This window comes from Falsarthrobacter nasiphocae (assembly GCF_031456275.1).
GTDB lineage: Bacteria > Actinomycetota > Actinomycetes > Actinomycetales > Micrococcaceae > Falsarthrobacter > Falsarthrobacter nasiphocae.
The window spans coordinates 1,147,199-1,167,848 of the sequence record NZ_JAVDUI010000001.1 but is presented as its reverse complement, the minus strand read 5'-3'; the positions used below and the strand labels follow the sequence as shown (position 1 = coordinate 1,167,848).

Sequence of the window (20,650 nt, the reverse complement as noted above, 5' to 3'; positions counted from 1 at the left end):
GAGAGTACAGATCATGAGCCACTCCTTCCCCCCGATCATCGGCGGTCGTGCCCGCGCAGAGTGGGAGGTCGAGCGCCCGTCCCGCTTCCGGCTGGACGAGGACACCGACATGGTCCAGGGGTACCGCGCGGCTCCTGCCGGCGTGCGGGCTCCCGGGGACATCTGGGAAGACGACGACGACGCAGCCGCCGGGACCGACCCCGCCGCGTCACCCGCGGGCGCCGAGCACGGCAGCCCCCCGCGGCGGGCCGCAGCAGCACCGGGCCCGCGCCGCGCAGGTAGGAGCCGCCCCACGGGCACACGCACCGGTGGAGACCGGGGCACGGGCGGCGAGGAGGCGGGCGGCCCCGTCGTCGTCGGCTCAGGGAGCCCCGAGTCCGCCGGCAGCCGGGCAGGAAACCACACCGAAGACGGACTGGCCGCCCCCGAGGTGGCCGCCGCGGACGAGCACGAGGCCGCCCAGGCCGCGCCCCAGCGCTCCGTCCGGGCAGGCATGCTCATGGCCTCCGGCACGATCGCCTCGCGCGTCCTGGGGCTCGTGCGCACGTTCCTGCTCGCGTCCGCGCTCGGCGTGGGCGGGGCCATCTCCGACATCTGGGACCTCGCGAACGTCCTGCCGAACCAGATCTACGCGATGATCGCCGGCGGCGTGTTCAGCGCCATCCTCGTGCCCCTCATCATCAAGGCAGCCAAAGCAAAGGACGGCGGGCGGGACTACCTCTCACGGCTCGTGACGCTCCTGACCACGTTCCTGCTCCTCGTCACAGTCGCCTCGACCCTCGCCGCGCCGTGGATCATCAAGGTGCTGGGGCGGGACTACAGCCCGGACCAGCTGCACGTGGCCACCCAGCTCTCCTACTTCCTCCTGCCCCAGATCTTCTTCTACGGCATGTACGCGATCTTCGGGCAGATCCTCAACGCCAAGGAGTCCTACGGGCCGTTCATGTGGTCGCCCGTGCTCAACAACGTCGTCGCGCTCGCCACCCTCACGCTGTTCATGCTCATGTTCGGGGCGGAGAGCTCGGGGAGCCACCACACGCTCGAGAACTGGACCTTCGAGAAAAGCCTCGTGATCGGCCTCGGGTCCACCCTCGGAATCGTCCTCCAGGCGCTCATCCTCATCATTCCTCTGCGCAAGCTGCGACTCGGTCTGCGTCCAGACTTCCGGTTCCGGGGCGTGGGCCTGCGAGAGGCCGGGAGGCTTGCGGGCTGGGCCGCCATGACCATGGTCATCGGCAACGTGCCCTTCTTCGTCTACAACTGGGTGGAGGCCTCCATCGCGGCCTACCGCGAGTCACTGCGCGGCACCCCGGACTACACCAACATCCCCGGCGCGGCCGTGCTGACGAACGCCTCGATGCTCTCGATCCTGCCGCACGCCGTCATCGCCGTGTCCCTCGCGACAATCCTCGTCAACCGGCTCTCTCACGCGAGCGCCGACGGCGACATCCCCCGGCTGGCCCGCACCCTCAACTCCGGTCTGCGGACCGTCGGTCTGCCCATGATCTTTGCGTCCACCGCGCTCATCGTCGTGGCCGGGCCTCTCGGGTTCGTCTTCGCGGGCGGCTCCAAGCCGTTCGGCGTCTTCCTCGGCATCACCCTCATCATCCTCATGCTGACGGCACCGGTCTTCTCCGCGACCGTCTTCCTGGGGCGCACCTTCTACTCGATGAACGACGCCAAGACGCCGTTCTGGGTCACCGTGGCCATCGCGGGCCTCTCCATCGCGGCGGCCTTCGGCTCCCTCCTCGTGGACCCCCACATCCGCATCTACGTCATCGCGCTCATCACCACGGTCACCAACGTCATCGGCGCCGTCATCAACCACGTGTGCCTGACGCGCAAGATCGGCTCGTACCGCCTCCGGTCCATCTTCGACTCCTGGGCCCGATTCACGGCCGCGGCGCTGCTCTCCGCGGTTGTCGGCGTCGGCCTCCTCTGGCTGCTGGGCGGCTACAGCCTGGACGGATTCGCGTGGTCCGGGCGCTTCCAGGCCCTCTTCGTGGCCGCGCTCGTCTCCGCCGTCATGGGCGTTGTGTATCTCGTCATTCTCCGGTGGTGGAAGACGAAGGAGCTCAATGACGTCCTGGACCCCGTGCTGGCCCGCTTCCGCCGGTAGCATGGGCTGAAGATCAACGCCCGCACCCCCCGGGCTCATGGATTCACCGGAAGGCATGACTCGTGACCAATCCCATCGACGTCGGAACCATCATCGGCGGCCGCTATAAGGTCACGGGGCTCATCGTGTCCACGGAAGAGGGCGACGACGTCCTTGCGGGACTCGACCAGGTCCTCAACCGCTCGGTGAGCATCCTCGTTGCGGCGAAGAAGAACGCCAGCCAGGCGGCCCAGTCCGGGCGCGAGCTCGCCACGGGTGAGCGCGCCGGCTCCGTCCAGGTCCTCGACATGGTCATCATGGACGGCCGCCCTGCGCTGATCACCAACCGCTCCCGTGCGGACGAGCTGCTCGACCTCCTCGTCAGCCAGGACAAGCCGTACGTGGAGCCGTTCTTCACCGAGTCCCTCGGGTCCGAGATCTTCGGCCAGCAGCGCGAGGCCACCCCCGAGGACGACCTCGAGTGGGACGAGCACTACTACGACCTCCGGGACGAGAAGCCCCTCATCGACCTCTCCTCCATGTCCGAGCGCGCCCGGGCTCGTGCCGCTGAGCGCGCCGCCGCCCGTGACGCGGCCGCCGCCCAGCGTGCCGAGGCCGCCCGCCTCAAGGCCGCCGAGTCCCGCCGGACGCAGGATGCCTCCGAGAGCGCCTCAGCCGCGTCGAGCCGTTCTGGCGGCTCTGCAGGGGCCGGGACTGGGGGCGCTGGGGCCGGCGCGGGTGCCGCCGGTGTCGGGGCCGCTGGGGCCGGCGCGTCGGCCCTGCTCGGTTCCGGATCCGAGCCCGCCTCCTCCCCTGTTCGCCCGAGCGTCCGCCCGCTCGACTCTGACAATTCCGCCGGGCCCTCCACGCAGGCCGTCCCCCAGGTTGACGCCCAGGATGAGAGCCGGGATACGCGCCAGGCCTCTTCCTCCCGCGGCTGGTTCCGCAGCTCCGAGCCCCGCAGCGGTGCCGGACACGCCCCCCAGGCCGCGTCCACGGGGAGTTCCGTCGCCGAATCGAGCCCCTCTGGCGCCACCCAGGCCGGTGCCGCGGCGGGTGCAGCCGCGGGCCTTGGCGCGGCGACGGGCGTCACCGCACACCGTCCGTCCGTCCGCCCCCTGGGCCCCGACTCAACAGCGACTGCCGCCCAGCCCGAGCTCTCCGCGCCGACGAACGGCCCCGAGACGCGGGCATTGTCTCACCCTGTGGATGATGAGTACCAGAATGCGGACTCGGCCTCCCTTCGCGAAGACCTCTACGACGAGGAAGAGCCGGAGGACGAGAGCAGCCGCAAGGGCTCCCGCGCCCTCGTCGGAGCACTCCTCGCACTCCTTCTCATCGGCGCCGTCGTCTTCGCCGTGACCCAGCTGAGCTCACTCTTCACCGGTGGCGGCAGCAACAACGCGCAGCCATCGACGTCGTCGGCATCCCCGAGCGCCAGCAGCACGCCCTCCCAGGCGCCCGCCGCTGCCCCCGCGATCTCCAGCGTCTCCCGGCTGGTCCCGAGCAACCCCACGCTGGACGCGGGCTCGGACGTGAACCTCGGGCGGATCATCGACGGCGACCCGGCGAGCGCGTGGGGCAGCCTCGTGTACACGAACCCGCAGTTCGGCAACCTCACGCAGAACTTCGCTCTGGTCTTCGAGCTCAAGAGTCCCGCGGAGCCCAAGCGGTTCAACCTCACGCAGCGCTACGGCTCCGGGGGCGCGTACGAAATCCTCGTCAACGACTCGCCCAGCCTGACGGGTGCGACGAAAGTCGGCCAGGGCACGTTCTCCTCGGCGGACGTCTCCCTCGATCTGACCTCGGCAGGCGCCAAGAAGTACGTCATCATGAACGTCACTGAGCTCCCGCGCCTGACCGGCGTGCAGACGGTCTACCCGTGGGGCATGGTCATCGCTGAAGTCACCGTCAAATAGCCGCCCCTCCGGGAATGCCCGCCGCCCGTTGAGCGTTGTCCTATGCACAGCGCCAAATGGGCACCGAAGGAACAGACAGAAAGGTCTCCATGAGCACCGCAGCGTTAGCGTCCGAGACAATCCATGATGTCATCATCATCGGCTCAGGCCCCGCCGGGTACACCGCCGGCATCTACACCGCCCGGGCCAACCTGAAGCCCCTGATCCTGGCATCCTCCGTCAAGGCCGGTGGCGAGCTCATGAACACCACCGACGTCGAGAACTTCCCCGGGTTCCCCGAAGGCATCATGGGGCCGGACCTCATGGCCAACCTTGAGCAGCAGGCAGAGCGGTTCGGAACCCAGATCGAGTTCGAAGACGTTGCGACCGCCGAGCTCGAGGGCGAGATCAAGGTCCTCACCACGGGCAGCGGCGATGTCTACAAGGCGCGCGCCGTCATCGTGGCCACTGGCTCCGCATACCGCGAGCTGGGCATCCCCCGCGAGAAGGAGCTCAGCGGCTACGGCGTCTCGTGGTGCGCCACGTGTGACGGGTTCTTCTTCAAGGACCAGGACATCGCCGTGGTCGGCGGCGGCGACTCCGCCATGGAGGAAGCCACGTTCCTCACGAAGTTCGCTCGCTCCGTGACGATCATTCACCGCCGAGACGACTTCCGCGCCTCCCGCGTCATGGTCGACCGTGCGCGGGCCAACGAGAAGATCCGGTTCGAGCTCAATGCCGAGGTGACCGAGATTCTTGGAGATTCCAAGGTCGAGGGCGTTGTCGTCCGCAATACAGTGGATGGCACTACTAAGCAGCTCGATATCACGGGCCTGTTCGTCGCGATTGGCGCGGACCCGCGCGTGGACCTCGTCAAGGGCCAGCTCGATCTCACCCCCGAGGGCACCATCGCCGTGCAAGGCCGCACCTCGCGGACAAGCCTTCCCGGCGTCTTCGCCGCCGGCGACGTCATTGACCCGATCTACCGGCAGGCCATCACCTCGGCTGGATCGGGTTGTGTGGCCGCCATCGACGTCGAGCATTACATTGCTGGGCTGAACGACGCCCACTGAGCGCCTACCGTCACACCCCAACGAACGGAGAACCAACATGAGTGCAGCACGCGACGTCACCGACGCAACTTTCGCCTCCGAGGTCCTGGAGAGCGAGACCCCCGTCATTGTCGACTTCTGGGCCGAGTGGTGCGGTCCCTGCCGCCAGGTGGGCCCCATCCTCGATAAGATCGCGGAAGAGAACGAGGGCAAGGTCAACGTGGTCAAGGTCAACGTTGACGACAACCCCGCTACGGCCGCCAAGTACGGCATCACGTCCATTCCTATGATGATGGCGTTCAAGGACGGCGAGATTGTTGCGAAGTCCCTCGGCGCCAAGCCCAAGCCTGCCCTTGAGGCAGACTTCGCCGCCGTCCTCGGAGGCTAGCCATCCGAGGCTGATGCCCCATCAAGCCCGTCCCGCTGGCTCACCCCAGTAGTGCGGTGCTGAATCGCCGTCAGGAAAGAAGGCCGACGAGACCCAGTCTCGTCGGCCTTCTTGTCTCTGCGGACGGGCTATCCGTTGCCGAGGATGTCCATGATGCGGTTCAGGTCCTCGACGGACGCAAAGTCGATCTGGACCTTGCCCTTCCTGGCACCGAGCGTGATCTTCACGTTCGTGTCCAAACGATCTGAGAGGGAAGTCGCCAGGTAGTCAAGACGCTCGTGACGGGGATTCTCTCGGGACGTCTTCTTCGGTTCATCCGTCAGGAGGGCATCCTGCTGGGAGACGAGTTCCTCCGTGGACCGGACTGAGAGGCCCTCGCGGATGATCCGGTCGGCCAACGGCGCCGCCATGGACGGGTCCTTGAGGCCTAGCAGCGCACGGGCATGGCCCGCGCTGAGCGTGCCGGCTGCCACCTTGAGCTGGACCTCCGGCGCAAGCTTGAGGAGGCGAATGGTGTTGGAAATCTGCGGGCGTGAGCGGCCGATCCGCTGCGACAGCTCATCCTGGGTGCACCCGAACTCGGCCATGAGCTGCTGGTAGGCCGCCGCCTCTTCCAGCGGGTTGAGCTCGCTGCGGTGCAGGTTCTCGAGGAGCGCGTCGCGGAGGAGGTTGTCGTCCGTCGTGTCCCGGATGATAGCGGGAATAGCGTCAAGACCCGCCGCCTGGGAGGCCCGCCAGCGGCGTTCTCCCATGACCAGCTCGTACTCGGCCTCCCCCGTGGTGTCTGGGCGCACCACGACGGGCTGGAGAACACCAATCTCGCGGACCGAGTGGACGAGCTCGTCCATGTCCTCTTCGTCAAAGACGGTTCGAGGCTGCTTGCTATTCGGACGAATGGACGTCACCGAGAGCTCTGCGAAGCGGGCACCCGGCACAGCGACCAGAGTCTGGCCGTCCGTGGGGCCCGACTGGGACGAAGCCTCAGCTTCCGAGGAGGCCCCTCGTGGACCCGATTCGGCCCTCTGGGCTATGGATGCATCCGCCGCCTGTGTCCGGCCGTGCCGTTCCGTCGAGGAAGGCTCTCCATCGGAGAATGTCGTCGCGACGCCTGAATTGGCGTCCGAGGCTCCGTGCACAGCAGATCCCGGAGCAGTATCGGCCACATCAGGCTGAGAGGCGCCAGACGGGGCTGTCGCGCTTCCAGACGCCGTGGTGGGCTCGATACCCATCGAGGACCCTTCAGGGCGCCCAGAGGGGCCCTCAGGCACGCCTGAGGGGGCATCCTGAGGCTGCCGCTCGGCTACAACGTTGCGTGCGGCCTTCTTGCGGGTGGTGGGGCTCTTCTTCGAAACCCGAAGGCGGTCAAGATTGATGCCGGAGGAGCTGATCTCCGCGTCGGCCTCCTCCTCTTCGGCCCGGCGCCCCGGCTGGAAGAAGAAGTCGACCGGGCGGGTGCCCTTGGCGCGCTGTGCAGCCCGCGCCTCCGCGCCCCTAGCGGTAGGCGGCTTGTTGTCTTCGGAGGTTGCTTCCTCCGCCCCTACTTCGGCCCCTGCAGAAGACCGAAGCGCTCCGGCCAACCCACGAGGATCGTCAACCGCAGTCCTCTTGGCCGGGCGGTTTCCTGAAGAGCGGACGCTGCGGGTGCGAGTGTTGTCGCCTTCCGCGTCGAGCGGGCCATGGGCCTCCACTCGGGTATCTGCCGCTTGTCCCCCAGGAGCCACAGCAATCTCCGGGGACTCGTCCGGGGAGTTCTTCGCCTTGTGATTTTTCTTGGTGGCGGTAGCCGGGGCCGCCTTGCCCGAAGAGGCCGTCCGATCCGCCTTCGCGCCACTGGCTGTCTCCGCCGGCGAGGTGGAACCCTTCTTGCCGCTAGGCGTTCCCGCAGCCGTTCCTCGGGACCCGCCTCCGGCGCCATCGGCCTTGACCTGCGGCGAAATGACGGACGGCGCGTCGGTAAGGTTACTGCTGCTCGGGATGAGGGCTCCGAGGCCCCGCCCCAGCCCGCTACGGCGTCGTTCGCTCATGGTCTGCACAGTCTCCCAGGGTGTTTCACGTGGAACGAAGGGGTTCCCCGTCGTCAGAAGGTCCTCATCTACATCTTAGGTCCTGGCACTCGAGTTCCACGTTGGATGTGGATAACTTCTTCGTACGCGCCGCGTCCGGTTCTCCGAAGAGGCATACACCCCACCCGATCCCCTTACCGGACCTCGACTTACTTCCTCGCGCCTCTCCCCCGCCTGGCCCCATGACTGTTGCACAAATGCACGCTCCGGTCTGCCTACGGCCCTTCGTCCTCCAGGACCCGTAGAGACCGTGACATGACGAGCTATTGGCTCCCGTTTCACGTGAAACACTTCAGCCCTTCTCGTCTGCTCAGGGATGCGGACCCGCATGCAAGCGATGAGGCGACGGGGTGACGGGACGAGGGCGTGAGGGTATGAGGGGTGACGGGGCGACGAAGCCACGATCCAACGAAGTCAAGTGGATGAGCCGAGTAGGTTAGGTGAGCCAATGGGCCACCCATGCCAATGAGCCACTGAACCAATGCGCTAAGTAAGTCGAGTGAGCCGATAGACCCATGAGCCCATGAAGCCAGCGCTATGCCGGCTATGCGCGCCTAAGGATTGAATCTGGCTCCCGAGAGCCTGACTCTCCCAGAGTCTCAGGGGTTCGGCCCGGGCGACGCGCAGCCAACTGGCATGACCTCCCGCGCTGCCAGACCTCCCCCCAATCAACTACGAGGCCCTTTGGAGACATTCCGGCTCCTGGGCTTCCCACCCCTCGCCGCCCCAGGCGCAGAAACCGGCCCGGAATCGCCCTGTTTCACGTGAAACATGCCAGCTCCGCTCAACGCAGACCTGGTGCATCTAATGACCTCCGTGTCTGAACCCCCACTCCCTTCGCATAGGGAGCACCGAACCGCCCCCGGGATGCGGGCCACCAATCCCTCCCCCCTCCTGCGACCGGAGAACAACTCATCCCGCCCGGAATGCACACCACTGTCACGATCCCTCTTCGAGAGCACGGAGAACACCGTAGCGCCTGCGGGATACGGTTCACTGCCGCGATCCCTCTCCCTGCGCCAGGACCGCCCCAACGCCGCCCAAGATGCAGGCCTTCCACACCACCCCCCTCTCTCTGCACCCAGGGAAGGCCCCATAGAGACGCGTCGTGCCGGAGTGATTGCCCCGGCACCGCGGCGGTGGTCAGCTCTTGGCCACCGAGAGTCGGCTGTTTCATCAGCCGGCTCGGAAGGCATCGCTCAGCTGTCGCAATTGCGACGGTCTCCGGCGAGGAACGCTGCCCATGAGATGTGCGTTTCACGTGAAACAAGCAGTGTTGCTCCTAGTCGATGCACATGGGACCCCGGAGTCTTACTAACCCACTGGGGCTCACCCTGAGCCTGCAGGACGCACCCGCCCCACCATGTCTGCTGATCCCTGGTCCCAGCCCCCAGCCACCCCTTGCCACGTCCACCCGGGGAACCTCCCGCGAGGAGCCCCCTGGCATTCACGACTACTTCCCCCCTCTGGCGCCGGGCTCCTTGCTGCCTTCCCCTCGGCCTACTCGCCGACCTGCCCACATTGGCCCCCAAGAGCCCGCTGTGGGACTGTCCAAAATGACCTCTGTTCTGTCCCATGAATAGGTATCGAGCCAGGCGTGCGCCGAGCGAGTTGATCAATGATTCCCTATCCGCAACCGTCGGCGGGTGGATGGTCACCTCCGGCTCTTCCTAATGTCGGGGCTGTGAATCCACGACAGATTCTTCGGCAGCTCAGCTTGCACATCCCCGCACCCCGTGCCAGGGTCCAGCGACACCCGGGTCTGCCCCCTTAACGTTCTACGTTCTAAGCTCTGCTCCCTGCGATCTGTGTTCGCTGTCTTGTGCTCTGAGCCCTGTGCTCTGTCCTGTGCCCTGTGCCCTGTGCCCTCGACATCCTGCATTCTGCGCTCGGCGCCCGGTAACCTTCGTCCGGCGTGCCGCGTTCTACCTAGTACAAGAAGCTTTCAGCGCCCGCTATTCGAGAACCACACGCAGTTCGCTCCTGAGTCACGGGTTATGCGCCACTCCACGCGGTGGAGGCATCGAGCAGGTTTCACGTGAAACAGGGAGCAGCCTCGCCCACTGCACCGTGGCGAGCAGGCCGCTAACCCCCTGAGTTTCCCGTCCATCTCGATCCACCTGTTTCACGTGAAACCAACCCTGCCAGTCCTGTCTCAGCCGCCCGTCGCCCCCGTTACCTTCTTCGTGGGTCCTTCCTCCGCGATGATGGAAGGACGAGCAGCCAGCCGGTCCTGGCATGATCGCTGCCCCCAGTCGCAGTTCATGATCCGGGGGGTGTAGTCACCAGGACCGGCGAGGTCACCACGGATCGCTAATAGAAGCCCGCTTCACCTCAAGGGTCTTTGTAACGTGGATGTGAACGAGGTGACCCTCTGGCTGCTCTCAGCAAGACAGTCAGACCCCAAGGTGAGCACCATGACCTACCAGCTCTACATCGGACTCGACGTCGGCAAGGGCGAGCACCACGCCACCGCGCTGCTGCCCGACGGCACCATCGTTCACGACAAGCCGCTGGCCCAATCAGAGCCAAAACTCCGGGACCTCTTCACCGACCTCATCGCCCAGCACGGCACCGGGCTCGTGGTCGTTGACCAGCCCAAGACCATCGGGGCCCTGCCCGTGGCGGTTGCCAAAGACGTGGGCCTGGACGTCGCCTACCTCCCCGGACTAACGATGCGCAGGGTCGCGGATCTGCACCCCGGGCAAGCGAAGACGGACGCTCGGGACGCGTTCATCATCGCTGACACCGCCCGCACCATGCCCCACACGCTGCGCTCGATCACGGTCACGGAGGAGAACATCGCCGAGCTGACGATGCTCTGCGGCTTCGATGACGACCTCGCCGCTCAGACCACGCAGGTCAGCAACCGCCTCCGCGGGCTCCTCACACAAATCCACCCGGCCCTCGAGCGCGTCATTGGACCTCACCTGGACCACAAGGCCGTGGTTGATCTGCTGACCCGCTACCCCAGCCCAGGAGCCCTGAAAACAGCAGGACGAGGCCACGTGAGGGCACGGTTGAGGAAGCTCGCCCCGCGCCTGGCACCCCGCCTCACGGAGGAGATCTTCGAGGCTCTAGCCGAGCAGACCGTCGTCGTCGCCGGGACGGGCGCGGCCGCGAAAGTCATTGGACGCCTGGCTGAGCAGCTCGTCCAGCTGCGTCGGCAGCGCGATGACATCGCCGAAGAGATTCTGGCGGTGGTCGATGCGCACCCTCTTTCCCCTGTCCTGATGTCCATGCCCGGGGTGGGCGTCAGGACCGCAGCGCGACTGCTCACAGAAGTGGTCGGTAAGACGTTCAAGTCCGCCGCGCACCTCGCCTCATACGCTGGAATCGCACCCGTGACGCGACAATCCGGTTCGTCCATCCGTGGCGAGTCGGCCTCACGTCGTGGGAACAAGATCCTCAAACGAGCCTTGTTCCTCTCAGCATTCGCGGCCCTGAGCGACCCGGCCTCGCGGGCGTACTATGACCGGAAACGAGCGCAGGGCAAGCGCCATAACCAGGCCGTCATGGCGCTCGCCCGCCGTCGTTCCGATGTCCTGTTCGCGATGCTCCGAGACGGAACCTTCTACGAGTCTCGTCCTCCGCGAATGGCTCTGGTGGCTTGACGAAAACCATAGAAGCACCCCCCCGCGAGCACTGGCGGCAGTCCGCATTCTCGGAACGTAGTCGTCGGTGACTGTTCCATATGGGCATCCGCTGACTCTACGGACCGGACGCCCGCCCGGGGACTTCCGCATGCAAGTCTTGCGGGACGCATGGACGTGTAATCCCCCTATCCGCGGGTCCCCATCTGGGCCCAGGCGTGGACCGGCAGTTCGCAGCAGCAGTTCTGGGACCCGCCTCAAACCACGCTCCCTGGTTAGACCGTGGCACCCTGCTCTGTCATGTAGGCCGGAGGGGAAACGGTATCGCCCTCCATTCGGACCGCGCCTGCGCAAGCAGCACGAGTGGGGTCAGGCACCGAAACCCGTTGATACGCACACACGGCCACACACGCCGCCCTCGAGTCTCGGTCATCGGGCAACCCTATGGCGGCCCAGAAGGCTCATCAGACTGGCCTGCCGCAACTGCCCTACCAGGTTCCAGCTGGCTTCCCTGGATCAACACCCCAAACAGGCCCCTCCCCCGAAGCCCCAGCATCCAGCACCCAGCACCCAGCACCCAGCACCCAGCACCCAGCACCCAGCACCCAGCATCCAGCACCCAGCACCCAGCACGGGAGCCTAAGGCGCCCGGCCCCAGCGCGGGCCACTAAGGCACCCAGGCACCCCAGCGCGGGCACTAAGGCACCCAGGCGCCCCAGCCCGGGCTCACAGCCGCCCTAACTCCCTGCCTTCTGGCTCATAGCCTCCCGGTCTCCCCTCCACCCCAGATTGCTGGCCCCCAGTTCAGCGTCTCCCCGGCTCCGAGTCGTCAAGCCCAGTCCTCAGGCTCCCGGGCTCCCGGCCCCTAGGCCCCCTAGGCCCCCTAGGCCCCAGGCAGCCTCCCTCGATACGCGACCCCACCTGAGCATGCGGCATTCGCATTGGTGGTTGAACGGAGGACCACAGGCCCTACGCATGCTCCCCAGGTCCAACGGGCCCGGGAGTGACTGCCTGCGGTAGCGGTCGGCACGAGGCCCCAGGCCAGCGGGAACGGGGGCCATTGTCGGGCGTTTCACGTGAAACAGGATCGACTCATCCGAGGTGGTGGCGCCGCGGGGGGTGCAACATCTATCGGGTATGCAGCACACCACCCGCGTCGTAAAGGCTTCCCATCCCCCAGGCGGCGCTCAGAGCGCGCCCACAGGCCATGACCTCCAAGACCTGTGCCACACATGCAGGCCCACTTGGGTCACGTCTGCTGGATTCCCCATCAACATCCCCTCGCCACCACCGGACCGACTGGGTACGCACGGAGTCACCCCGTCTCACCGGGGTTTGGGATTGAAGCCAGAGATATGACAGCGGACAGCCCACGAACCCCATGGTGTGGTCGTGTCCGCAGCCGGCAGCCACATTGGCCTCCGCCACTGTTGTAGCGACCGCGAACCTCGCACAGGGGCTTCAGCGGACGTCGTTCTGGCCACACGGGAGGGGCACCCTGGGCCGATGTCCGGCCGCCCACAGGACCCATCCGACCACACCGGGCGCTGTTTCACGTGAAACCTGAGCGTAGCTGGACTGGCGATACGACCAAATCCAACACAGCCGAGCGGCTGTGTGTCCAGGGGGCAATTCGTCTTGGTTTGTAATCCAACGGTCGAGCCTGCACAACATGAGGCAACTAGGCCGGCCAGGGACGCTGCGGCGCCCGATCTAGCCATGTACGCTTCCTGAGGTCTTTGTACGAAGGCCCGGTTTCACGTGAAACGGGTCGTCTCCGATCTGACGAGCGCCCAGGCACCCACGAACGGAGACGAGAGCATGCACTCCAGTTCCCTCTCGATGCCTATGCGGCCCGCGGCCAGTTCGCGCCACCCAAGGGCACCCACCCATCGGATCTCCTCGACCTTCCCCGCCACTGACTCCGGTAACAACCTCGGATGTTTCCCGTGAAACTACTATCGCAAAACTCTTCCTGGCGATGGCACGCGGGCACCTGCCACCCACACCCTGCCCGTCAGGTCATCGCGGATTCAGCCCAGCAAGGGCGACTGGCCAGCTTACTGACTAGCCCACCCACGGACGGAGACTGGCTGTAAACGGACAGGCCAGGCGCGCCCACTGAGGGCGGCTAGTGGTCCCTGAGGCTCCGACCCTGGACTTCGACCCCCTAGATGCTCCGAAGGGCCTCCGATCCCGCCGGGATCATCGCCACACTTCCAATGATCCGCCTATCAGTCTCGACATTCTCAGCGGTCCACGCGCAAACCCAGCGACGCGCCCTTAGCCATGATCAGGAGCCGATGATCCGTGTCCGCTACCTAAGCCCGGTGGAAGCTGCAGACTCTCGATGGGTGACGACATGGGGTAGATGTCGAGGGGTCTTGTGCACTGTGAAGTTCGAGTGTCCACCTTTGCGACGCCATTCCGTTCGGGCCTGGACCACGCAGGAAATGCATCACCGGCAGTTGCCTCCCGGCTACACGCTGGCACGCGGCGCCCACGCCGCTCTCAACGTCTAGACACACCGAGGCCACCAGCCCCGTTTGTTTGTCCGCCACGGAGGCCGGCGTGCGCACCCGGCCCCAAAACACATCCCAACGCAACCGGGCGCGTTTTACACAGGGAAGCCGCCTCCCTGCACTCCTGCAGTGGCCGACTCAGCGACGTCGTTAGGGCCCGTGGCGCCATCGACCGCTTGCCCCAACGGACAGGTACGACGCTACGTCTCCCACTCCAGGTGGCCGGCGTTACGGGCAGCGCCTCTGCTCAGGGAGCGCCGCAAGGGGTCTCCCCGCTCGGGCATTCGCACGTTCAAGCAATCCACACAGTTTCACGTGAAACATGTCATTCACCCCGCCAGCCGGATCAGGCCCGCCAAGAACATGCACAAGCGATAGAGGGTACGCGATCAGCCCCGCATAATCCGGGGCACTTCATGCCGCTCACAGGGCCTGGTCCGCAGATCAATGTGCCAGTCGAGGTAAACCGGAACGCGGGTCGAATCCCACTCTGACAAGACCGCGCGGGCGCATGACCACGTCCAATATGCACACCCAGGAGCCTCACTGCAGCCCCAGAGCGCGCAGTCCCAAAGGAGCGCTTACCGCCTAAAGAGGGGCCCGCCTCGCTCAACAAAGACGGAGGAAACTACTCCGACGTGGTCTTTGCCCGCTCAGCGATCTCGGCCGCCGCTTCCAGGTATGAAAGGGCACCAGTCGAGGACGGGTCGTAAGAAATGACCGTCTGCTGATAGCTCGGCGCCTCTGAGATGCGAACAGAGCGCGGAACTACCGCATTAAGCACTTCATTCGGGAAGTGCTCTCGAACTTCCTGCGCCACCTGCGCCGCGAGGTTCGTCCGCCCGTCGTACATCGTCAGGAGAATGGTCGACACGACCAGGTCGGCATTCAGGTGCTTCTGAATCATCTGAATGTTGTTGAGCAGCTGGCTGAGGCCCTCGAGAGCGTAGTACTCACACTGAATGGGAATCAAGACCTCGCGCGCTGCCACGAAGGCGTTGACCGTCAGGAGACCGAGGCTCGGCGGGCAGTCGATGAAAATGTAGTCGAGGCGAGGGAGACCCTGCTCCTCGCGCGTAGCCGAGTACTGGTCAATGGCCCGGCGGAGACGCTGCTCCCGCGCCACGAGGGACACGAGCTCAATCTCAGCGCCGGCAAGGTGAATGGTGGCCGGGGCGCAGACGAGGTGATCCATATCGGGGCACGTCTGCACGACCTCGGCCAGGGGAACGTCGTCGATCAAGACGTCATAGATGCTGTCCACATCCGCATGATGCGCGATACCGAGTGCCGTCGAGGCGTTGCCCTGAGGGTCGATGTCGATCACAAGGACTTCCATGCCCGACTTCGCCAGCGCGGCCGCGATGTTGACGGTGGTTGTTGTCTTGCCCACGCCGCCCTTCTGGTTACTGATCGTGAAGATCCGCGTAGCCTCGGGGCGGGGCACTGCCTTGTTGCTCAGCTTCTTTCGGCGCTTGGTCTCGCTCGCCAACTGTCGCGCGAGCGGCGTCGATTCGTCCATCGCTTCCATGAATTCCTATGCTTTCCATCTGCTGCGGTCCGGCCACGCGGACAGCGCCCTGGGTGATGTCATGCGTGCGCCTACCGGCCCTCGCGCGGTAGGCAATGGGCCTCATGATCCTCGGAAACTGACCGGACGGGCCGGCCGGGCAGAGCATCAGCCACTCCCCCAAGCCTATCGCGTGGGGTCTGCCTCAACCGAGCCGGTGTGGACATCCTCGCGGAGGACTCCCTCGACCGATCCGACGTCAACTCGCACGAGGGTGGTCGGTTCCGCCAGGACGTCGTCGCCCACAGTGAAGACGCGGGGGTCCCGGCCGCCCAAGGAGGAGATCTTCTTGGCCGCCTTGGCTATCTCCTCAGCAGCGCTGCGCCCCTTGAGAGCGAGGAGCACGCCGTTGCCACTCAGGAGCGGCAGGGTCATGCCCGCGAGGTTCGTCATGGCGGAAACGGCCCGCGCAGTCACGACGTCCGCGGTGACCTTGCCGAAGAATTGCTCGCTGCGTCCGCGCAGGATGGTGACGTTCTCGAGGGCGAGGTCATCGATGACTTCCTGAAGCCAGACGCACCGCCGCTCCAACGGCTCGATGAGGAGGAATTCGACACCGGGACGCGCGATCGCGAGGCAGAGCCCGGGCAGGCCCGCGCCAGATCCGACGTCCGCCACGGTCGTTCCGTCCACGAGGAGCGGTGCCGGTGCCGCGCAGTTGAGCACGTGGCGCTCCCATAGCCGCGGAACCTCTCGGGGGCCAATGAGTCCGCGCTCGATGCCGCTCGTCGCCAGGTGCTCAACATACGCCTCCGCGACCGGGAGGCGGTCTCCGAAGAGGGTCTCGGCGGCGAGGCGGTCGGCGTCCTGAAGCGGCGCGGAGGACCCCGTTGCTGCCGGGTCCTGGGAGGCCTCCCCGGGCTGGGGCACCGCGGTGCTCACGATTCCTTCGCGAGGATGACGACGTGGCGGCCCGCGCCCTCTCCCTCAGATTCGCTGACGAGCCCTGCCTCTGCCACGAGGTCATGGATCTGCTTGCGCTCGTACGCGCCCATGGGCTCGAGGGCCACGGGACCGCCCGTCTCGCGGATCTCCGAAACGGCCTTCTCCACAAGCCCAACGAGCCGCGACCCTTGACGGGCCCTGTGTCCCGCGATGTCAAGGATGAGCCGGGAACGCTCGCCCGTCTCAGCGAGCACGGCCAAGCGCGCGAGCTCCTGGAGGGCGTTGAGCACCTCGCCGTTCTCCCCGACGAGGATGTCCAGCTCGCTCTCCTCGTCAGCGGTGTCCTCGCTCACGATGGACAGGTACGTGCGGCCGTTCTTGACTTCAATGTCGATGTCGCCGTCGAAGTCCGCAATGTCCAGCAGCTCTTCGAGGTAATCGGCCGCGATCTCGCCTTCGTCGCGGATGTCCTCGTCCTCAAGGTCATCCTCCTCAGCGGCTTCTGCGGCGTCCGCCTCTTCCGGAGTTGCCTCGGAGAGGTCGACGACGCCGGCTGGCGCGGTCACGTCCGCCGCCTGCCCGGCGCCCTGGGTCACGACCTGGTCGCCCGCGGGCTCGGGGGCTTCCGGGGCATCGTCGGCCTGGGCGGGGGCCTGAACGGGCTCGGCCTGCTCAGCCGCGTCCTGCCCGTCAATGCGCTCTGCGGGAGCGTCTGCGCCGTTGGGCATTACTTCTTCCTCCTGTTGCGACGAACGGGCTGGTTGCGGACCGGCTTCGGGGCGAGGACGTCGGCGTCCGCGGCCTCGGTGCGGCTCTTCGGCGTTCCCAGAAGGACCTTCTCCGGGAGGCCCTTGGCGGCGCGGCGGGCGGCGAGGTCCTTGGCGGCCTGCGAGCCGGGGGTGGGCATGCGGCGGATGACGTACCACTGCTGCCCGAGGGTCCAGAGGTTGGTCACGGTCCAGTAGATGAGAAGCGCGATCGGGAAGTTGATGCCGCCGATGCCGAAGACCACGGGCAGCACGTAGAGGAGCATCTGCTGCTGGCGCATGAAGGGGCTGTTGAGCGCCTCCTCCGTCATGTTCTTGGACATGATCTGCTTCTGCGTCACGAACTGCGTGATGATCATCGCCGCGATCATGAGGATCGAGAGGATGATGACGGAGAGGTGGTTGTCACCCTCCTGCGGGTGAAGCAGCGCGGAGGAGAGGAAGGCGTCGAAGATCTTGGACTCGTCGAACTGGCGGACCTGGTCCGCCGTGAGCATCTGGATACCCTCGCCGGCGTCGCGGCTCTTGGACACGGAGCTCAGGACGTTGAACAGCGCGAAGAAGAACGGCATCTGGATGAGCAGCGGGAGGCACGCTGCGAACGGGTTGGTGCCGTGCTCCTTGTACAGCGCCATCTGCTCTTCTGCCATGCGCTGGCGGGACACCTGGTCCGTCTTGCCCTTGTACTTGGCCTGGAGCTTGAGGATGTCCGGCTGCATGGCCTGCATGCCGCGCTGCGCCTTGATCTGGTAGAAGAACACCGGGATGAGGAGCGCACGGATGACGATCACGAGGCCGATGACGGCGAGCGTCCACGTCCATCCGTTGGCCGGGTCCATGCCGATGGCCGTGAATGCCTCATGGAACACCCAGAGGATCGCGGACACCAGCCATTTGAAGGGCCACAGGATGGTATTGAGGAAGTCCATTTATTGCTCCTTGGCGGCCGACTGGCCGTCGATGTAATCGTCGATCCGCGCGTGGTTGAGGACCACGATGCGGGGAAGCTTCTCGCGCGTCCACCGGCGGGTGCCGCGCGGCACATGGTCCACCCCTCCAGGATTGAAGGGGTTGCACCGGAGAACTCGCCACGCAGTCAGCCCGGAACCCTTGACGGCCCCGTGAACTGTCACTGCCTCCAAAGCATATGCCGTGCAACTGGGATAGAACCGGCACACCGGTCCGTAGAGGGGTGAGATGACAGCCCGGTAGGCCTTGAGGAGGCCAATGAGGACAAGGCGTGGGAGGTCGACGACGAATCGCGCCGCCCGCACCGTGCTCCGCCGGAGGTTCATCGCCGCCTCGCGTGCTTGCTGAGGCTTCCCCTGACGGTGGCGTCAAAGTCAGCGCTGAGGGCGTCCCAGTCCAGCGACGCGGCGCCGGGCAGCGCTCGGACGACGAGCGCCTTCCCTGTGCTGTGCTCCTCGATGACCGAGACAGCCTTGTCCCGCAGGCGGCGCTTGACGAGGTTCCGTGTGACGGCGTTTCCGACCTTCTTGGAGACGAGGAAGCCCACGCGGGTGGGCTCGTCCTCGGACGCGAGGGCGGCCGTGAAAACGACTAAGTTCCGGCTCCCATAGCGGGCGCCGGAACGTAGTGTGGTGCTGAACTCCGCGGGTGTGCGGAGTCTGTGCCGTCTGGGAAGCATGTCAGAGCGGCCGCGGACGGCCAGTCACGCTGAGAAAGGACTCAGGCAGAGAGCTCTGTGCGACCCTTGGAGCGACGGCTCGCGAGGATCGCGCGACCTGCACGGGTGCGCATGCGCAGACGGAAGCCGTGCTTCTTGGCACGACGGCGGTTGTTCGGCTGAAAAGTCCGCTTGCTCACGGTGAATCTCCAAAGACTTGTGGGATGGGGTCCGCGAAACGCCTGGTTCGGCGGGCCGCTCCTTGCTCGACTTCAACACACACAATGAGTGCGCGCTGACACTGCAGCGGGCTGCAGGGCGCGACGGTGCGCAAAAGACACTTGTAGGACTGAATAACACTAGGTCACGGCGAGGGGCCCGGTCAAGTCGCCTCCTCCGCGTGGGGAGCCCTGGGGGCACAGGATGCCAGTTGCCCACAGCTGGGGACAACTGTGAATAAGCCTGTGGATAGTCCTATACTGGAGGACCTATCCCCAGCCGGATCCCGAAGGACTCAGCCCGTGCCCGAAGAACTCGTCGACGACCTCGGCAACCAGTGGCGTACTACCGTCCATTCACTGGAGCAGCACATTTCCCCGCGGCAATACGGGAACCTTCTGCTGACCAAGGCGCAGGGCCTCGTGGGCCACACGCTCCTTGTCGCCGTCTCGAACGAGAAGACCCGGGACTTCCTCCAGATGCAGCTCAAGGAGATCCTCGACGAGAAGATCCGGGCTGTCTTCGGCCAGGAGCTCCAGTGCGCGTACGTGATCGACCCCTCGATCGAGCCCATCCAGCGCATGTCACCGGCTTCCAGCCAGGCTCACTCCGAGCGGCCCCCGTCGTCGCCCGCTCCGCAGCCCCGGCTGGACGCTGAGCCTCAGGGGCGCCCGGCCGCCCCGCGCTTCGAGGACGCCCCCGCCTCCACGCCGGAGGAGCACGACGACGCGCCCGCCGCACCCGCACCCTCTCGCTCCTTCGGCACGTCCGGCCGGGACGCCTCGGGCGAAGACCTCTATTCCCCGAGCCTCTACACGCTCGGCGAGGAGGACGAGTCGCCGCGGCGCCCCGGCGACGCCCCGACCCCGAAGCCGCCGAGCACGAGCCAGGAGTTCGGACGCCTCAACCCGCGGTATGTCTTCGACTCGTTCGTCATCGGGGCCTCGAACCGTTTCGCTCACGCCGCCGCCTTTGCCGTCGCTGAGGCACCTGCCAAGGCATATAACCCGCTGTTCATTTACGGGGACTCGGGCCTTGGAAAGACTCACCTGCTCCACGCGATCGGCCATTACGCGCGGAACCTGTACCACGGCATCCGGGTGCGGTACGTGAACAGCGAGGAATTCACGAACGACTTCATCAACTCCATCAAGGACGACGAAGGCTCGAGCTTCAAGCAGCTCTACCGCAACGTGGACATCCTCCTCATTGACGACATCCAGTTCCTGGCGAACAAGGAGGGCACGCAGGAGGAGTTCTTCCACACCTTCAACGCCCTCCACAACCACAACAAGCAGATCGTCATCACCTCGGACCTCCCCCCCAAGAAGCTCTCCGGCTTCGAGGACCGCCTGCGCTCGCGCTTCGAGTGGGGCCTCATCACGGACGTCCAGCCGCCGGAGCTCGAGACGCGCAGTGCGATCCTCCGCAAGAAGGCCATGGTCGAGGGCCTCGAGGTGCCGAAGGAGGTCCTCGAGTACATCGCCTCTCGCATCTCCACGAACATCCGTGAGCTGGAAGGCGCCCTCATCCGCGTCACCGCGTTCGCGTCGCTGACACGACAGCCTGTCGACGTCGCCCTCGCCGATCACGTGCTCAAGGACCTCATCACGGACTCCGGGGCCGAGATGATCACGATCCAGCAGATCCTCGCGGCGACGGCCGAGTACTTCGGTCTCACGGTGGAGCAGCTGTGCGCGAAGTCCCGGAAGAAGAACCTCGTCGACGCCCGGCAGATCGCCATGTACCTGTGCCGGGAGCTCACTGACAAGTCGCTGCCGGACATCGGCACGGCCGTAGGCGGAAGGGACCACACCACGGTCATTCACGCCACGCGGAAGATCAGCGGCCTCATGGCTGAGCGCCGCCAGATCTTCGACCAGGTGACCGAACTGACAAACCGGATCAAGCAGCAGCAGCGCAACGCCTAGATTCTGGGCTTCCCCAGGGTTATCCACAGAATTGTGG

14 protein-coding genes are annotated in these 20,650 nt (G+C 65.8%); 6 read left to right on the top strand and 8 right to left on the bottom strand.

Features of this window, described 5'->3' with window-relative positions; genetic code table 11:
- Positions 1-13 precede the first annotated feature (13 nt).
- From murJ to trxA, 4 genes are all read left to right on the top strand, one after another.
- A complete protein-coding gene (gene murJ / locus J2S35_RS05240; protein ID WP_309850616.1) occupies positions 14-2,119 on the top strand; it encodes a murein biosynthesis integral membrane protein MurJ in 2,106 nt (701 codons plus the stop codon).
- A 62-nt stretch (positions 2,120-2,181) separates the two neighbouring features.
- Positions 2,182-4,017 carry a hypothetical protein gene (locus J2S35_RS05235; RefSeq protein ID WP_309850613.1) on the top strand — a complete coding sequence of 612 codons (1,836 nt, stop codon included), beginning with the start codon at positions 2,182-2,184 and terminating at the stop codon, positions 4,015-4,017.
- An 89-nt stretch (positions 4,018-4,106) separates the two neighbouring features.
- On the top strand, positions 4,107-5,069 hold the full coding sequence (gene trxB / locus J2S35_RS05230; RefSeq protein ID WP_309850610.1) for a thioredoxin-disulfide reductase: 963 nt from the start codon (positions 4,107-4,109) through the stop codon (positions 5,067-5,069).
- Positions 5,070-5,106: 37 nt separating this feature from the next.
- Positions 5,107-5,436, top strand: coding sequence for a thioredoxin (gene trxA / locus J2S35_RS05225; RefSeq protein ID WP_309850608.1), 330 nt, complete (start codon positions 5,107-5,109; stop codon positions 5,434-5,436).
- 128 nt (positions 5,437-5,564) lie between these two features.
- Here the strand turns inward: trxA and J2S35_RS05220 are convergent, their stop codons facing one another.
- Positions 5,565-6,665: a ParB/RepB/Spo0J family partition protein gene (locus J2S35_RS05220; protein WP_309850606.1), complete on the bottom strand. Its 1,101-nt coding sequence runs from the start codon at positions 6,663-6,665 to the stop codon at positions 5,565-5,567.
- A 3,251-nt stretch (positions 6,666-9,916) separates the two neighbouring features.
- On the opposite strand from J2S35_RS05220, the gene J2S35_RS05215 reads away from it, so the two are divergent.
- Positions 9,917-11,113, top strand: coding sequence for an IS110 family RNA-guided transposase (locus J2S35_RS05215; RefSeq protein WP_309850603.1), 1,197 nt, complete (start codon positions 9,917-9,919; stop codon positions 11,111-11,113).
- A 3,129-nt stretch (positions 11,114-14,242) separates the two neighbouring features.
- Here J2S35_RS05215 and J2S35_RS05210 read toward each other — a convergent pair.
- The 7 genes from J2S35_RS05210 to rpmH form a co-directional block, all read right to left on the bottom strand.
- Positions 14,243-15,145: a ParA family protein gene (locus J2S35_RS05210; RefSeq protein ID WP_309850600.1), complete on the bottom strand. Its 903-nt coding sequence runs from the start codon at positions 15,143-15,145 to the stop codon at positions 14,243-14,245.
- Positions 15,146-15,310: 165 nt separating this feature from the next.
- Entirely contained in the window at positions 15,311-16,066 is a 756-nt protein-coding gene (gene rsmG / locus J2S35_RS05205; RefSeq protein ID WP_309850597.1) for a 16S rRNA (guanine(527)-N(7))-methyltransferase RsmG, read from the bottom strand.
- Positions 16,063-16,797: a Jag family protein gene (locus J2S35_RS05200; protein ID WP_309850594.1), complete on the bottom strand. Its 735-nt coding sequence runs from the start codon at positions 16,795-16,797 to the stop codon at positions 16,063-16,065. Before J2S35_RS05200 ends, rsmG begins: the two co-directional genes overlap by 4 nt.
- Positions 16,797-17,765, bottom strand: a complete 969-nt coding sequence (yidC, locus tag J2S35_RS05195) for a membrane protein insertase YidC (RefSeq protein ID WP_309850591.1) — start codon at positions 17,763-17,765, stop codon at positions 16,797-16,799. The genes J2S35_RS05200 and yidC overlap by 1 nt, the downstream gene beginning before the upstream one ends.
- Positions 17,766-18,131 carry a membrane protein insertion efficiency factor YidD gene (gene yidD / locus J2S35_RS05190; RefSeq protein WP_309850588.1) on the bottom strand — a complete coding sequence of 122 codons (366 nt, stop codon included), beginning with the start codon at positions 18,129-18,131 and terminating at the stop codon, positions 17,766-17,768.
- Positions 18,128-18,484, bottom strand: a complete 357-nt coding sequence (gene rnpA, locus J2S35_RS05185; RefSeq protein ID WP_309850585.1) for a ribonuclease P protein component — start codon at positions 18,482-18,484, stop codon at positions 18,128-18,130. The genes yidD and rnpA overlap by 4 nt, the downstream gene beginning before the upstream one ends.
- 41 nt (positions 18,485-18,525) lie before the next feature.
- The gene (rpmH, locus tag J2S35_RS05180) at positions 18,526-18,663 is read right to left on the bottom strand and encodes a 50S ribosomal protein L34 (protein ID WP_309850582.1); all 138 of its coding nucleotides are present in this window, start codon (positions 18,661-18,663) and stop codon (positions 18,526-18,528) included.
- Between the two features lie 321 nt (positions 18,664-18,984).
- On the opposite strand from rpmH, the gene dnaA reads away from it, so the two are divergent.
- Positions 18,985-20,613 (top strand): chromosomal replication initiator protein DnaA, encoded by a 1,629-nt coding sequence (gene dnaA, locus J2S35_RS05175; RefSeq protein WP_309850578.1) that lies wholly within the window; start codon positions 18,985-18,987, stop codon positions 20,611-20,613.
- Positions 20,614-20,650 lie beyond the last annotated feature (37 nt).